Source organism: Kribbella sp. NBC_00382 (assembly GCF_036067295.1).
Classification (GTDB): domain Bacteria; phylum Actinomycetota; class Actinomycetes; order Propionibacteriales; family Kribbellaceae; genus Kribbella.
The window spans coordinates 6,153,885-6,167,487 of record NZ_CP107954.1 but is presented as its reverse complement, the minus strand read 5'-3'; the positions used below and the strand labels follow the sequence as shown (position 1 = coordinate 6,167,487).

Genomic DNA, 13,603 nt, shown 5'->3' with positions numbered 1-13,603 from the left:
TTGAATCACCCCTCCCCGGCTGCGTGTTGCCTTTCATGGGATCACCGCGATCGCGGAGATCTCGATCAGGTAGTCAGGGTGGGCCAGCTTGCTGACCTCGACCATCGTCGAGGCGGGCAGCGGCTCGTGGAAGTACTGGGCGCGGATCTCGTGGATCTTGCCGAAGTCCTCCATGTTGCGGACGTACACGTCCACCCGGCAGACGTCGTCCAGCGTGCCGCCGGCCTCGACGACCGCGGCGCGCACGTTCTCGCAGACCTGCCGGGTCTGCTCCCGGACGTCGCCGACGCCGACGATCGTGCCGTCCGGCGTCCGCGCGGTCATCCCGGACACGAACACCAGCCGGCCGGTCGCCTCGATCGTGGTCGCCTGCGAGAAGACCCCGTTCGGGCTCCGCAGCGCCGCGCTCGTCAGTTGTGTCTTCGCCATCAGCTCAGCACCCCTCCCGTCGGGACGACGGCGCCGACCGCACGCGCGGCCTGCAGCAAGCCGTCCAGTCCCGACCTCTCGATCAGTACGCCGTTCCGCCGCTGCTTCGCGGCGCGATCGGCCTCGATCTCCCCCGGCAGGTAAAGCCGCTCCACCCCAGGAGCGGTCGCACTGCCACGTACCTTCGCCGCCAGCGCCGACGACCGCTGCCGGAAGCCATCGATCCCACCCAGCAACTCCGGGTCGATCGCGAGGAACAGATGCGCGCAGTCGTTCGGCCGATCCGGCTCGCGATACAGCGGCCGCACCTGGTCGCCCCAACCGCCACCACTCAGTACTCCGGTCAGCACGTCGATCATCAACGCCAGCCCGAACCCCTTGTGCCCCGCAGCCGGCAGCAACATCCCCAGTACCGCGGCCTCAGCATCCGTCGTCGGTACTCCGGACTGGTCCGTGGCCCAACTGTCCGGAATCGGCCGCCCTGCCGAGGCCGCCAGCCGAATCTTGCCCAAGGCAACGGCCGACAACGCCATGTCCAGCACGATCCCCGAGCCGGCCTCCGTCGGTACCGCGATCGCCAGCGGGTTGTTGCCGACGATCCGCTCCGCCCCACCGGGCGCCGGCATCAGCGGCGTGGTGTTCGACATCGCGATGCCCACGCAACCGGCCTGCGCAGCCTGCATCGCCCACCGGCTGGCCGCGCCGAAGTGGTGCGCGTTGCGGACCGAGACCAGACCGATCCCGTACCGGCCGGCCCGCTCGATCGCATGGCCCATCGCTTGCGGGCTGGAGAGTTGACCCATCCCACCGCGCGCATCCGCGACCAGGGCCGCGCCGGCGTCGTGCAGGATGTCGAGTTCGTGTTCCCGGGTGACCCCACCGGCGTTCAGGCGTTCGACGTACATCGGGACGAGCATCACGCCGTGCGAGCTGACGCCACGCAGGTCTGCCTCGACCAGCGCGACGGCGATCCGGGTCGCGTCGGTCGGCTCGAAACCGAGGGCGGTGAAGACGCCGGAGACGGTCGCTTCCAGCCACGCGGGCCGGACGAGTACGCGGCGGTCGGCGTCCGAGGCCTGGGTGGTCACCTGGTCTCCCGCGCCCACGGGAGCAGCAGGTGTTCCAGCAGTACCAGTCCGTAGAACAAGATGATGGCCATGATGCTGAGCAGCGTCATCGCGGCGAAGGCCAGCGCGGTGTCGGCGCTGGCGCCGGAGCTGGTGATCACATATCCCAGGCCGGAGGTGGCGCCGACGAACTCGGCGATCACCGACCCGATCACGGCCAGCGAGATGGCGACCTTCAGCCCGGTGAAGATCTGCGGCAGCGCGTACTGCAGCCGCAGCTTGAAGAACTCCTGCGTCTTGCTGGCGTTCAGCGACTTGAGCAGCTCGACCAGCTCGGCCGGCGTGGACTTCATCCCGCTGGCGGTCGAGATCACGATCGGGAAGAAGCAGACCAGCAACACCATCAGGACCTTCGGCCACTGACCGAAACCGAACCACACCACGAGCAGCGGCGCGATGGCGATCTTCGGGATCGCGTTGACGGCCAGCAGCAGCGGGTAGAGCAACCGCTCCACCACGACCGACCGGACGATCAGCAGGGCCACCGGTACGCCGACCAGGATCGACAGCACGAAGCCCTCGACGGTCTCCACCAGCGAGATCCAGGTGTTCTCGAGCAGGTAGCCGGGCTGGTCGGCGAAGCTGCTCACCACCTCACCCGGGTTCGGCAGCAGGTACGAGTCGACCGAGAAGACGACAGTGGCCACCCACCACAGAGCCAGCGCGAGGATCAGGCCGACGATGGGCAGCAGGACTGCCGCAGTACGGGAATGTGTCAGCCAGGAACGGTTCGTCATCGCCGTGCCTCGGGCAGGTCGACGGGGCGCTCCTGCTCGGACAAAAGGCTGTGCAGGTGCGCGCTGATCTGTGCCACCTCGGCCAGGTGGGCGTTCTGCCCCAGGGTGCGGGGGCGCGGGATCTCGATCTCGACGATCTCGCGCAACCGGCCCGGCCGGGGCGTCAGCACGACGACCCGATCGGCCAGTACGACGGCCTCTTCGATCGAGTGGGTGACGAAGACGATGGTGGTGGCCAACTCCATCTGGATCCGCTGCAGCTCCGCCGACAGCTCGGTCCGGGTCAGCGCGTCGAGCGCCGAGAACGGCTCGTCCATCAGCATCACCTTGGGGCTGCGGATCAGCGACCGGCACAGCGACACCCGCTGCTGCATGCCGCCGGACAGCTCGTGCGGGAGCCGGCTCTCGAAGCCCTTCAGCCCGACCAGCTCGAGCAGTTCGTGCGCGCGGTCCCGGTACTGCGCCTTGCCGCGCTCGGAGTCGCCGCCGGAGATCTCCACCGGCAGCATCACGTTCGACACCACCGACCGCCACGGCAGCAGGGCCGGTCGCTGGAACATGAAGGAGACGTCCCGGCGGGGACCGGTGACGGCCTCACCGGCCACCTCGACCCCGCCGGACGTCGGCGGCAACAGTCCCGCGATCAGCCGGAGCAGTGTGGACTTGCCACAACCGGACCGGCCGATCACCGTGACGAACTCGTTCTCCTGGACGTGCAGGTCGATCTCCTCGAGCGCGCGGACCTCTCCTCCGCGGCCCTCGAAGACCTGCCCCACACCGTCCAGCCGGATCATGTCAGCCCTTGGGAGTCAGGTCGGTGTCGACCACATCGGTGGGCTTGATCGAACCCGGCTGGATGACGTTGTACTTGACCAGGTCGGCGATGACGCGCTCGATGCGATCGGTCTCGACCCCACCGGGCACCCCTTTGTAGCCGTCCGGCTTCACGTAGGGCTTCATCAGCACGAGTTCCTTGGCGGCCACCTCTTCATTGGTGTCCGGAACGTACTTCTTCAGGATCTTCGCCGCCGCGGCCGGGTCGGCCAGTGCGGTGTCCATGCCCTTGAGCAGCGCCGCGGTGAACTTCTGCACCTGGGCGGGGTGGTCCTTGACCAGGTCATCGCGGGCGATGATCGCGTTGCCGTAGAGGTCCTGCACCTTGTCGCCGTACGGCAGCACGACGGCCTTGCGGTGCTTCTCCTTGTCGGCCGCCTCGACCAGCGGGACACCGACCACGAACTGACCGATGCCGTCACCCTTGTTGGCGGCGAGCAGCCCGGCCAGCGCCGGCGGCGGGGACGGCACGAACTCGACCTTGGACTTGTCCACCCCGGCCTGCTGGGCGTACAGCGGGAAGGTCACCTGGTTCGTCGAACCGGGCTGGTCCAGGATCCGGGTCTTCTCGCCGTTGGCCTTCATCAGCGACTTCGGGTCGCGGTCCTTGATCTGACCGCCCTGCAGGCCGACGATCGCCGCCATCGACTTCTGCTGGATCATCCCGACCGTGGTGACCGGAAGCTTCTGCTTGGCCAGCGTGATCATCAGCGCGGTGAAGTCGCCGATCCCGTAGTCGGCCTGACCGCCGGCCACGATCTTCATCACGTCGACGGTGCCCTTGCCCGGCGTGATCGTCACGTCGAAGCCGGCATCCTTGAAGTAGCCCTTGTCCAGGGCGACATAGGCATAGGCCTCACGGCCGAAGGTGCCGAAAGAGGTCAGGTAGCTGACCTTCTCCAGTTTCGCGTCCCCGTTCGTGCCGGTCTTGCTGTCGTCGTTGCACGCGCTCATCCCGGTGGCCAGTGCAAGCACTGCGACCAGGGCGACGGCCGAACGTCTGAACCTCATGCTGGACTTCTCCTCTCCGATATTTGATCAAACATCAAATATGGAAGGGTGGTCAATCGGCCCCTCGGGGACTTCACAGTGTCTTTACGTGTGCTGTCCAACACTGTCCGGATCCCCTCAGAATCCGACTGCCGCCCGTCCAGGAGCCGTTTCCCCATGCCGCTCCGTCACCGGACCAGCACCCCGCCCCGACCACAGACCGTACCCGTCCGGACAGCAGATCGCGACGTCGATCGAGGACCAACCGGGTCGGTCCAGGACAAATTTGTGTAAACCCGCCCGAACTGTGATCTCGATCATGCAAACGCTCTCGCGCACCGGGAACCGACCCAGACCTGCAAACGTATCCCCCGGCCGAGGGAGGTGGGCAGACCGGCGGGCTGGAAGGATGGCCGGGTGGCGAACGTGCTGGTCCGGGGGTCGACCTATCTGCGATGGGTCTACCTGCTGCTCGGCGCCGCCTTGGTGCTCGCCTTCATCCTGGTCGACAGCGGTCTGGCGTCCCTGCTCGAGGGCCTGGACCTCCCGCCGGTGTTGTCGGCGATCTTCGTCATCCTGATCGCGGTCGTCCCGCCGCTCGTACTGGGCACGTTGCCCGCCGTACGAGAAGTGGAAGGCATCGCGGTCGAGTCGCTGCTCGGCGTCCGCTTCGAGGAGCGGCCGCTCGGCCCGTCCCGGACCTGGCCGCAACGACGCCGGACGACGACCTGGTTCTGCCTGCACCTGGCCGCCGGCGGCTTCGTCGGCGTGCTCTCCACGATCGTCTTCGGTCTCGGCGCCGTCCTGATCGCGGCACCCTTCCGCTCCCCCGATCGGCGCGAGCTGATCCCCGGCGTGGACTACACGACCACCGGCCGATGGACCGACTTCTGGATGCCGCTGGCAACCATCGCGGCGGTGATCGGGCTGATCCTGTTGTCCGCCGGGATCGGCGCCCTGCTCGCGTACGCCGCGCCGCGGCTGCTCGGACCGACGCCGGCCGAGCGGATCGAGCTGCTCGAACGCCGGACGGCAACCCTTGCCGAGCGCAACCGATTGGCCCGCGAGCTGCACGACAGCGTCGGCCACACGCTCAGCCTGGTCACCATCCAGGCGGCCGCCGCGCGCAAGGTGCTGGCGACCGATCCCGCCTTCGCCGAGACGGCGCTGGCCGCGATGGAGACGTCTGCCCGGGCCGCGCTCGCCGATCTAGACCACGTCCTCGGGCTGCTCCGTGACGATCGCCGGCCAGGGTCTGCGACGGCTCCGCAGGCGACGCTCGGCAACCTCACCCGGTTGGTCGAGGCGACTCGGGCCGGCGGCATCACGGTCGGCGTACGGCGTACCGGGGATCTTGAGCAGTTGCCCGCCGCCGTTTCGCGGGAGGCGTACCGGATCATCCAAGAAGGCCTCACGAACGCGATCCGGCACGCGGGGCGACCGGCCGGCGAGGTGAGTGTCGACCTGTTGATCAACCTGGACAAGTCCGGGCTGCTGCTGGAGTTGACCAACCCGGTCACTGCAGGCGCCGCTGATCACTCGGGCGGCGGCCGGGGACTGGCCGGTATCCGTGAAAGGGTCGCCGTACTCCGCGGCACCGTCGAGGCCGGCCTGGTCGCGGATCGCTGGCGGCTCGCGGTGACACTGCCCGTCGCCGTCACAACGAAGGGATAACTGGTGGAGATCTCTGTAGTCGTGGTGGACGACGAGCCGCTGATCCGGAGCGGGTTGCGCGCGATCATCGACGCGGAGCCCGACCTGCGCGTCGTCGGCGAGGCCGGGGATGGCGCTGAGGTGCTGCCGGTGGTTCGGCGTACCCAGCCTGATGTCGTCCTGATGGACGTCCGGATGCCTGCCGTCGACGGCATCCAGGCGACCCGGCTACTGCTGGACGGCCTCGACCCGGCTCCGCGGGTGCTGGTGGTGACCACCTTCGAGAACGACGACTATGTGTACGACGCGCTGCGGGCCGGCGCGTCCGGGTTCCTGCTCAAGCGCACTCCCCCGGACGACATCATCGCGGCGATCCGTACGGTCGCGGGCAGCGAGTCGCTGCTGTTCCCCGAGGCGATCCGGGCGCTGGCGCTCGCGCATGTGGCCGAGCAGGGTCAGTCGACGGGGCTGGACGAGTTCCAGCTGACCGAGCGCGAGCAGGAGGTCCTGCGCCTGATGGCGCGCGGGCTATCCAACGCGGAGATCGCCGGCGAGCTCATCCTCGGCGTACAGACGATCAAGACCCACGTGGCCAACCTGCTGTCCAAGCTGGGCGCCCGGGACCGGACGCAAGCCGTCATCCAGGCGTACGAATCCGGCTTCGTCCCGCTGCGCTGATCTATGTGTCGGCTGGGTCGACGGTCTCTTCGGCCAGGGCACAGGCGTTGCGCAGTGGGTCGATCTGGTTGGCCTGGGCCGCGATCCGCTGGAGCAGCATCCGGAAGACCATCCGCTCGCCGTCGTCGAGACCGCTCATGACGAGGTCCTCGCGCGCCTGGAGCCGGCGCTCGAGATCGCAGAGCACTTCCTTGCCCTGCTCGGTCGGCGCGATCAGCCGGGCTCTGCGGTCGGTCGGATCCGGCTGACGCTGCACCAGCCCGGCCTTCTCCAGGTCGTCCAGGAGATAGGTCATCACCGTGCGGTCGACATCCAGCTGAGCCGCCAGATCGAGCTGGCGCTTCGGCTCTTCCCTGATCGTGGTGGCGAGCACCTGATAGCCGCGCGGTCCGCCCGGGATGTCGGTCAGCGCATCGGCGGCGGCCTTCGCGTACCGCCGGAAGACGACGCCCAGCGCCCAGCCGAGGTCGTCCTCGACCGGAGTGCCGCGGACTGCCCGGGCGTCCACCTCGGGCGACGAACTGCTCATGACACCCATCGTACGTGGTCTACGCCACCCGGAATACGATCTGGCTTGAATATGTTCTGTTCATCAGACTATCTTGAGGACAGCTCACTTTGAGCAGCCCCCAGCATTCTGAGAGGAACCACATGACCACCCTCCTTCGCGTCGACGCCAGCATCCGGGTCGACGGATCTGTCAGCCGCGCGCTCGCCGACAGCGCCGAGGCTGCCTGGCAGGCGGAGCACCCGGACGGCGTCGTGGTCCGGCGCGACCTCGGTCGGCACCCGATCCCGTCCAACGTCTGGCCGGCGGTGATCGGCGCCAAGATGGGCCTGGACGCAGGACCGGACGCTGACCGCGCAGACACCGCCGAGGCGCTCGCGCTGGCCGCGGACCTGATCGCCGAGATCAAGAACGCCGACGCGGTGCTGCTCGCAGTACCGCTCTACAACTACGGCATCTCCCAGCACGTGAAGACGTGGATGGATGTGCTGCTCTCCGAGATGGAGCTGGCCCAAGGCCCAGGTCCGCTCACGGGCAAGCCGATCATCATGACGCTCGCCCGTGGCGGCGGCTACGGCTCCGGCACTCCGCGCGAGGGCTGGGACCACGCGACGCCGTACCTGGAGCGCATCTTCGGTGACGTCTTCGGGATGAACATCCGCAAGGCCGTCGCTGAGCTCACGCTCGCCTCGGTGACCCCGGCGATGGCTGAACTGATCCCGGCATCGAAGGTCGCTGAGGAAGAGGCGCACGTCAGCGCCAAGGAGCACGCGGTCGCCGTTGCCAAGGAACTCACCGGCGCCGCTGCCTAGTACGCCGCTGCGTCTGTTTCAGTGCCGTGCTCGAGCCGGCGCTTGATCAGACGGTTTGCCAGGTAGACAGGGTGACCGACAGCGTCACCTCGACCGGATCAGCCAGTACTGCGATCCGCTCCGCCAACTCGGCCTTCTGCGTATGGCGCGCACTCGGCGTCATCGCCACCAGCCGCTCGACCGCCTCGTGGTCGAGCTGCATCGCGACCTCCACGATCTCGCTGCCGATCCGGGTGAACGACCCTTTGAGCGACTCGCTGAGCCGCCGTTCCTTCTCCTCATCCACCCGAACCAGCCCCAGTACTTCGACCAGCTCTTTAAGGTGCCCCTGATTGGGAGTCACCACCAGCAACGTCCCGTCCGGCGCCAGGACCCGGGCCATCTCCGTGGCGTTCCGAGGGGCGAACACGTTGAGCACAACCCGGGCAGCGCCATCCCGTATCGGGAGCTCTCGCCACGCATCGCAGACCACGGCCCCGACTCGCTCCGGATCCACCTTCGCCGCTCGCCTGGCGGCGTACCGGGAAACATCCAGCGCAATCCCCGACCGCCCATTGCCGGCCGCAACCACACCTGCCAGGTAGTAGCCGGTACCGGCACCAACCTCAACGATTAGGCCGCCACTGGGCTCTTTGGCCGCAGCAATCAGGGCTTGGCGTACCGGCTCGTAGAACCCGCCGGCAAGGAACTGCTCCCGAGCCTCGACCATCTCGGCCGAATCGCCGTCGATCCCACTGGACGCCGAGGGCAACAAATTCAGGTAGCCCTGCTTGGCCAGATCGAAGGCGTGCCGCTGCGGGCAATTCGCAGTGCGGCCGACGAGCGCCAGCCCGTCACCGCAGACCGGGCAACGCAGCACAGAAACCAACTCGGGATGCACACCCGGACACTAAGCCATTCCGAGCGCGAGCTGGAGCTGGCGCGTCCACCACCGGAGCTGCGCACCCGAGTCACTCGCCGCCGTACCGGTAAGTCCAGCGCTCCGACGGAAGGCGCTCCCGTAGAGCGACTCAGTCGCCATCGCCTGATGCAGAGCCGCGACCGCGAGCCGCGTGTCCTCGATCGACGCCCCTCGCGGCCGAAGCTCATGAAGAGCCTGCACCACCGGATCCAGCATCCCGCTGCCACGATCCCGCCAACCGGCCGCATGCAACGCGACCGCCAGCTCGCCGTATCCCCGCCGGTACAACCCCGCGAGCGCCTCAACAAGCTCGTACAGCTCGGCGTCCTCCCCCAGCCACCTACTGAGCGTCTCCTCCAGCGCGCCCCGCAACTGCCGCCCACCATGCCGAAGCAGTTCCCGCAGCAAGTTGTCGCGACTCTGAAAGTGATGCGTCACGCCCGCATCGGTCATCCCCACCCGCGCCGCGACCGCCCGAACCTGTACGGCTGCAACGCCTCCCTCGGCGAGCAGCGCCGCTGCAGCGTCCAGGATGAGGAGGCGAGCTTCCTCGGGCGATCGTCGGGTGCGCTGCGTCGTCATAGGCCTGGACTCTACCTTGACCCCTCAAGGCGGCAAGACTTACCTTGACAACCCAAGGTATGGAGGTCCGCCCATGACCGAACTCACCCTCACCCGCCCCGACGCCCAACTCCGAGGCACGGCCACCGGCACCGGCCCAACTCTCCTGCTACTCCACGCCGGCGGTGAAGACCGCAGCGTGTGGGCACCAGTCGCGGGGGCGTTGAGCCAGCGCGAGCATCCGCCCGGCCGGCCCTCGGTACAGACCGGCCGACCTCCGGGATCAGCCAGTCGGCCTCCAGGACAGACCGGCCGGCCTACCGGAACTGGCGCCGGCCGGCCCAGCAGCTCTTCGCTCCGGCCTCTGCGGACCGTGGCCTATGACCTGCGTGGACACGGCGAGAGCTCCGGGCAGGCGACGAGGCTCGGTCCTATTGCGGAGGACGTGACCACGATGATCCGGAGCGAGGTGGGCCCGGTCGTCCTGGTCGGCGCTTCGCTTGGTGGGCTGGCCGCAATCGCGTCCCTCGCCGACCCAGGCGTGGCGCAAGGTGTCGCCGGCCTGATCCTCGTCGACGTCGTACCCAACCCCGATCCGGTCCGCGTCCGCGCCTGGCTCGACGACCGCTGCCTCCGTACCCACGATCCCCTCGTCGAGGACATCTTCAACCACGGCCCCGAACTCCTCACAACAGCCACGATGCTCAAGCTCCCCATCCTCATCGTCAGAGGCGGACCGACATCGCCCCTGACCGACGCCGAGGTAAACCGCTTCCGCACCGCCAACCCAGCAGTCGCAGTGACCCGAGTGCCCACCGCCGGACACCTGATCGCCCACGACGCCCCCAACGAGCTGGCCCGCATCATCGCCGACCAAGCGGCCACCTGGTTCACCACCGACCGCACCGCCGCAGGTGGTTAGCAGTTCTGCTCAGACACGCCTGCTGCCGTCTCGTTCGCGAAGGCCGTAGCCGAAAGCTCGGTCCAAGGCGATGTGTGTGAGCCAGCCAAGCCCCGCCGTGAACAGTGGGACCCAGTCGCCAAGGGCGCCGACGCTGTAGACAACCAAGACGGCCAAGGGGATCCAGGGCCGATGCACGAGGTTGTAGTAGGGGACGGCCTTCGGCGACAGCTTGCCGCGGGCTGCTGTGCTGGCGCCGATGAGCATCGGCAGGTCGGGGACGATGAGGAACAGGACCGCGGCGACCAGCGCCGGGATGCCATGGTTGATCACTTCGAGCACGACGAAGGCCAGTAGGAATGTTGCGAGCGCAGCCCAGGACACCCGCTTGGCGACCCGGCCGACTGGCGGGCTGGTGACAGACATACGGACGAGTATCTAGCTGTTGATGTCGCGGGTGGTGAGGCGGGCCCAGGCTGCGGTGTAGAAGACGAACAGGTAGGCGGCCTGCAGCAGGAGGTTGCGGACGATCGCGTCCCAGTACGGCGGATCTCGAAGCAGGTCGGCGAACGAGGGCCAGCCGTACATCAACAGCCACGGGTGGATCTCGGAGATCTGCGGGATCGCCCCGAGGATGCCGAACACGATGAACGCGCCGAACGTCGCCGCCATCGCCGCGAGTGGCGTCGAGGTCAGCGACGACACGAACAGGCCGACGCCGGCCAGCCCGAGCAACGACAACGCGACCAGGATCGCGATCCCGAACGCGCGCAGCAGTCCATCGGCCAGCGAGACCGTCGTCCCCGACAACAGGACCACATCACCGACGGGGAACAGCACCACGCCCGCGATCAGTCCGGACAGCCAGATCGTCATCGTCGCGGCCAGGCAGAACACCACCAGCGCCACCAACTTCGCCGCGAGCAATCGCGACCGCCCGGCCGGCGCCGTCAGCATGTTGCGCAAGGTGCCGAGACTTGCCTCACCCGCCAGCGACTCCCCCGCCACCACGGTCACTGCGGTCGGCAAGAAGAACGGCAGCGACAACCCAAGACTCGCGACCACCAGGAAGAACCCGTTGCCTGCGACCTGGCCGATGAAACCATCGCCGCCGCCCTCGGCCCCGGACAGCTTGATCGCAACCCCGACCAGCACAGGCACACCGGCCAGCACCGCCAGCGTCACCCACGTCCGGGCTCGTCCGAACACCAGGTGCAGCTCAGAGGCGAACAACGCGATCGCGTGCCGCCCGGCTGTCGGCCGTCGCACGTTCTGATCAGCCACCGTGCCCAGGTCGCGTCGGTCCGCGGTCTCACTCAGCGACATCGAAGCCCTCCCCGGTCAGCGCCACGAAGGCGTCCTCGAGGCTGGGGTGCTCGAGATTGAAGCCGTGGATCCGCACGTCCGCGGCGACGAGCGCGGCCGCAAGCTTGTCGATCGGCAGCTCGCCGGCATCGCCGTCGACGGTCTCTTCCAGCCGCCGTACGTCGGTGACGCCGAGGCTGGTCAACGTCTTCGTCGCCTGTTCGAGGTCGGGCGTGCGAACCACCAGCCGCGGACGCAGCTCGGATCGGAGCTCCGCCATCGTCGACTGGCGGACGATCCGGCCACGGCTCATCACCGCAGCGTGCGTGCAGACCTGCTCGACCTCGGCCAGCAAGTGGGTGGAGGTGAAGATCGTCGTACCGTCGTCAGCCAGCTCGCGGATCAGCGTCCGAACCTCGCGAGTGCCCTGCGGGTCGAGGCCGTTGGTCGGCTCGTCCAGCACCAGTAGGTCCCGGCGCTGCATCAGCGCGACGGCGATCGCGAGGCGCTGGCGCATCCCGAGTGAGTAGGCGCGAACCTTCTTACCCGCCGCGTTCGACAACCCAACCCGCTCCAACGCCTGCCCCGCCCGCAGCTTGCGCGTCCGCGGATCGGCCGTCCGGTCAGCCGCATCGAACCGCAGCAGATTCGCCAGCCCGGTCCAGAACGGATAGAAGGCCGGCCCCTCGACCAGCGCTCCAACCCGCGGCAACACGGACAGCTGCGCCTTCGGCATCGGCTCACCCAGCAGCTCCACCGACCCCGAGGTCGGTGCAATCAGCCCGAGCAGCATCCGAATGGTCGTCGTCTTGCCCGACCCGTTCGGGCCGAGAAAACCGAAGACACTTCCCGCCGGCACCACCAGATCAATCGAGTCCACCGCCACCTGCCCACCCCGGAACCGCTTGGTGAGCCCCTGCGTGACAATCGGAGCGGCTGGGTCGGTGGGTGGTGAGGTTGGCTCACCGCGGGTTGGGGTCACGTCGGGCACCGGGGTCGCCTGGTTGGTCAGCGGGGGGCCTTGGCGGCGGCGGATTGCAGGGCTTCTGGGGTGACCAGGCCGGCGAAGATGCGGCCGTCGGTGGTGATCAGGGCGTTGACCATCTTGGTGGAGAGGATCTTGCCGCTGCCCCACGTGCCCTGCACGGTCGGCGCCTTGGCCAGGAGTTGGTCGAGAGCGGGGTTGCCCGTCTGGGCCTTGCCGTGGAGCTCGACGACGGCGTTCCAGCCTTCGCCGACAACGGTCGGCCGGTCCGTAGACGGCTGGGACGGTTGGGACGGCTTCGGGGCGCCGGGCTTCGGCACGATCGGCGGGGTCTTCTTGCCGGGGGCCTTCGACGGGACCTTCTGCTCCGTCACCTTCACACCCTTCGGCGGCGTGAACGCGAAGGTGCTCGCGGACGGTACGTCGAACGAGACCGCCGAGAACCCGAGCTGCACGGCCGGGTCCTTGCCGGTCCGCGGCATCACGGTCACCTGCAGCGGTACCCAGGTCTTGGAGTCGACCGCCAGCGTCACCGAGCCGACCGTGGTCTGGTCCGTCTTCGGCACCAGGCGCAGCTTGTACGCGTCACGGCCGGCCACCTTCTCGGTGCCGCTGACCTCGACCTTGGTGGTCGGGTCTATCGCGGCCAGGAACTTCTGCGCCACCGCCTGCGGGTCATAGGTCTGCTTCTCCGGTGCGACCTCCGGCTTGGCCGTATGCGCGGGCACTGCGATCTTGGTCGCCTCGCGCTTGGCCGAGTCATAGGCCCACGCGGTCTTGCCGTCCGTGGTCAGCACCCGCTCGGCCATGTTGTCGAGCACCGAGACCCGTGCCTTGTCAGGTCCGGCGAAGGCGACCCGCGCGGTGTGGTCACCGGTCAGCAGGTCGAGGAACTGGGTGGCTTGGCCGTCCATCCCGGGCAGCGTCGGCAGACCGAGGTCGGTCGACGACTTCACCGTGCCCGACAGACCGTCGACCTTCGCCGTTTGCACCCGGGCAAGCAGCTCCTGCGCGGTGATCCCGGGCAGGTCTGGAGACGCGTCCGCGACCATCGGCCCGAACGCCCCCACCCCTGCCACCACTGCGACTGCCGTGACCGGCACCAACCACCGTCGACTGCGCTTCGCTGCACCCATGTCTACAAGACTCGCACCGCGCACCCGCCGAACCAAGCGGCTCAGG

16 protein-coding genes are annotated in these 13,603 nt (G+C 68.2%); 4 read left to right on the top strand and 12 right to left on the bottom strand.

What is annotated here, in order from left to right:
• Positions 1-33 precede the first annotated feature (33 nt).
• From OHA70_RS29350 to OHA70_RS29330, 5 genes are read right to left on the bottom strand one after another with little or no spacing between them, the layout of a single operon-like run.
• Complete coding sequence (locus tag OHA70_RS29350) at positions 34-429, bottom strand: RidA family protein (RefSeq protein WP_328322920.1); 396 nt, start codon at positions 427-429, stop codon at positions 34-36.
• Complete coding sequence (locus OHA70_RS29345; protein WP_328322919.1) at positions 429-1,517, bottom strand: Ldh family oxidoreductase; 1,089 nt, start codon at positions 1,515-1,517, stop codon at positions 429-431. The genes OHA70_RS29350 and OHA70_RS29345 overlap by 1 nt, the downstream gene beginning before the upstream one ends.
• Entirely contained in the window at positions 1,514-2,293 is a 780-nt protein-coding gene (locus OHA70_RS29340; protein ID WP_328322918.1) for an ABC transporter permease, read from the bottom strand. The genes OHA70_RS29345 and OHA70_RS29340 overlap by 4 nt, the downstream gene beginning before the upstream one ends.
• Positions 2,290-3,087 carry an ABC transporter ATP-binding protein gene (locus tag OHA70_RS29335; protein ID WP_328322917.1) on the bottom strand — a complete coding sequence of 266 codons (798 nt, stop codon included), beginning with the start codon at positions 3,085-3,087 and terminating at the stop codon, positions 2,290-2,292. Before OHA70_RS29335 ends, OHA70_RS29340 begins: the two co-directional genes overlap by 4 nt.
• 1 nt (position 3,088) lies before the next feature.
• Positions 3,089-4,138: an ABC transporter substrate-binding protein gene (locus tag OHA70_RS29330; RefSeq protein ID WP_328322916.1), complete on the bottom strand. Its 1,050-nt coding sequence runs from the start codon at positions 4,136-4,138 to the stop codon at positions 3,089-3,091.
• A gap of 396 nt (positions 4,139-4,534) precedes the next feature.
• Here OHA70_RS29330 and OHA70_RS29325 point away from each other — a divergent pair, with 396 nt between their 5' ends.
• On the top strand, positions 4,535-5,791 hold the full coding sequence (locus OHA70_RS29325) for a sensor histidine kinase (RefSeq protein ID WP_328322915.1): 1,257 nt from the start codon (positions 4,535-4,537) through the stop codon (positions 5,789-5,791).
• Between the two features lie 3 nt (positions 5,792-5,794).
• Complete coding sequence (locus OHA70_RS29320; protein WP_328322914.1) at positions 5,795-6,448, top strand: response regulator transcription factor; 654 nt, start codon at positions 5,795-5,797, stop codon at positions 6,446-6,448.
• 1 nt (position 6,449) lies between these two features.
• Here the strand turns inward: OHA70_RS29320 and OHA70_RS29315 are convergent, their stop codons facing one another.
• Entirely contained in the window at positions 6,450-6,977 is a 528-nt protein-coding gene (locus OHA70_RS29315) for a MarR family winged helix-turn-helix transcriptional regulator (RefSeq protein ID WP_328322913.1), read from the bottom strand.
• A 122-nt stretch (positions 6,978-7,099) separates the two neighbouring features.
• Here OHA70_RS29315 and OHA70_RS29310 point away from each other — a divergent pair, with 122 nt between their 5' ends.
• Complete coding sequence (locus OHA70_RS29310; protein WP_328322912.1) at positions 7,100-7,768, top strand: FMN-dependent NADH-azoreductase; 669 nt, start codon at positions 7,100-7,102, stop codon at positions 7,766-7,768.
• A 46-nt stretch (positions 7,769-7,814) separates the two neighbouring features.
• On the opposite strand, the gene OHA70_RS29305 is transcribed toward OHA70_RS29310, so the two are convergent.
• Together OHA70_RS29305 and OHA70_RS29300 are read right to left on the bottom strand one after the other, a co-directional pair.
• A complete protein-coding gene (locus OHA70_RS29305; RefSeq protein ID WP_328322911.1) occupies positions 7,815-8,648 on the bottom strand; it encodes a putative RNA methyltransferase in 834 nt (277 codons plus the stop codon).
• A 9-nt stretch (positions 8,649-8,657) separates the two neighbouring features.
• The gene (locus tag OHA70_RS29300; protein ID WP_328322910.1) at positions 8,658-9,251 is read right to left on the bottom strand and encodes a TetR family transcriptional regulator; all 594 of its coding nucleotides are present in this window, start codon (positions 9,249-9,251) and stop codon (positions 8,658-8,660) included.
• Positions 9,252-9,324: 73 nt separating this feature from the next.
• On the opposite strand from OHA70_RS29300, the gene OHA70_RS29295 reads away from it, so the two are divergent.
• The gene (locus OHA70_RS29295) at positions 9,325-10,152 is read left to right on the top strand and encodes an alpha/beta fold hydrolase (protein WP_328322909.1); all 828 of its coding nucleotides are present in this window, start codon (positions 9,325-9,327) and stop codon (positions 10,150-10,152) included.
• 9 nt (positions 10,153-10,161) lie between these two features.
• Here OHA70_RS29295 and OHA70_RS29290 read toward each other — a convergent pair whose 3' ends face one another.
• The 4 genes from OHA70_RS29290 to OHA70_RS29275 form a co-directional block, all read right to left on the bottom strand.
• Positions 10,162-10,557: a DUF4260 family protein gene (locus OHA70_RS29290; RefSeq protein ID WP_328322908.1), complete on the bottom strand. Its 396-nt coding sequence runs from the start codon at positions 10,555-10,557 to the stop codon at positions 10,162-10,164.
• Between the two features lie 12 nt (positions 10,558-10,569).
• On the bottom strand, positions 10,570-11,457 hold the full coding sequence (locus tag OHA70_RS29285) for an ABC transporter permease (protein ID WP_328322906.1): 888 nt from the start codon (positions 11,455-11,457) through the stop codon (positions 10,570-10,572).
• The gene (locus tag OHA70_RS29280; protein ID WP_328322905.1) at positions 11,444-12,316 is read right to left on the bottom strand and encodes an ABC transporter ATP-binding protein; all 873 of its coding nucleotides are present in this window, start codon (positions 12,314-12,316) and stop codon (positions 11,444-11,446) included. The genes OHA70_RS29285 and OHA70_RS29280 overlap by 14 nt, the downstream gene beginning before the upstream one ends.
• 128 nt (positions 12,317-12,444) lie before the next feature.
• Entirely contained in the window at positions 12,445-13,557 is a 1,113-nt protein-coding gene (locus tag OHA70_RS29275; protein WP_328322904.1) for a LolA family protein, read from the bottom strand.
• Positions 13,558-13,603 lie beyond the last annotated feature (46 nt).

Bases quoted from the DNA above. Each gene is read 5' to 3' on its own strand.
- OHA70_RS29350 (WP_328322920.1), bottom strand. From the start codon at position 429: ATGGCGAAGACACAACTGACGAGCGCGGCGCTGCGGAGCCCGAACGGG.
- OHA70_RS29340 (WP_328322918.1), bottom strand. From the start codon at position 2,293: ATGACGAACCGTTCCTGGCTGACACATTCCCGTACTGCGGCAGTCCTG.
- OHA70_RS29335 (WP_328322917.1), bottom strand. From the start codon at position 3,087: ATGATCCGGCTGGACGGTGTGGGGCAGGTCTTCGAGGGCCGCGGAGGA.
- OHA70_RS29330 (WP_328322916.1), bottom strand. From the start codon at position 4,138: ATGAGGTTCAGACGTTCGGCCGTCGCCCTGGTCGCAGTGCTTGCACTG.
- OHA70_RS29315 (WP_328322913.1), bottom strand. From the start codon at position 6,977: ATGAGCAGTTCGTCGCCCGAGGTGGACGCCCGGGCAGTCCGCGGCACT.
- OHA70_RS29310 (WP_328322912.1), top strand. From the start codon at position 7,100: ATGACCACCCTCCTTCGCGTCGACGCCAGCATCCGGGTCGACGGATCT.
- OHA70_RS29300 (WP_328322910.1), bottom strand. From the start codon at position 9,251: ATGACGACGCAGCGCACCCGACGATCGCCCGAGGAAGCTCGCCTCCTC.
- OHA70_RS29295 (WP_328322909.1), top strand. From the start codon at position 9,325: ATGACCGAACTCACCCTCACCCGCCCCGACGCCCAACTCCGAGGCACG.
- OHA70_RS29290 (WP_328322908.1), bottom strand. From the start codon at position 10,557: ATGTCTGTCACCAGCCCGCCAGTCGGCCGGGTCGCCAAGCGGGTGTCC.
- OHA70_RS29285 (WP_328322906.1), bottom strand. From the start codon at position 11,457: ATGTCGCTGAGTGAGACCGCGGACCGACGCGACCTGGGCACGGTGGCT.
- OHA70_RS29275 (WP_328322904.1), bottom strand. From the start codon at position 13,557: ATGGGTGCAGCGAAGCGCAGTCGACGGTGGTTGGTGCCGGTCACGGCA.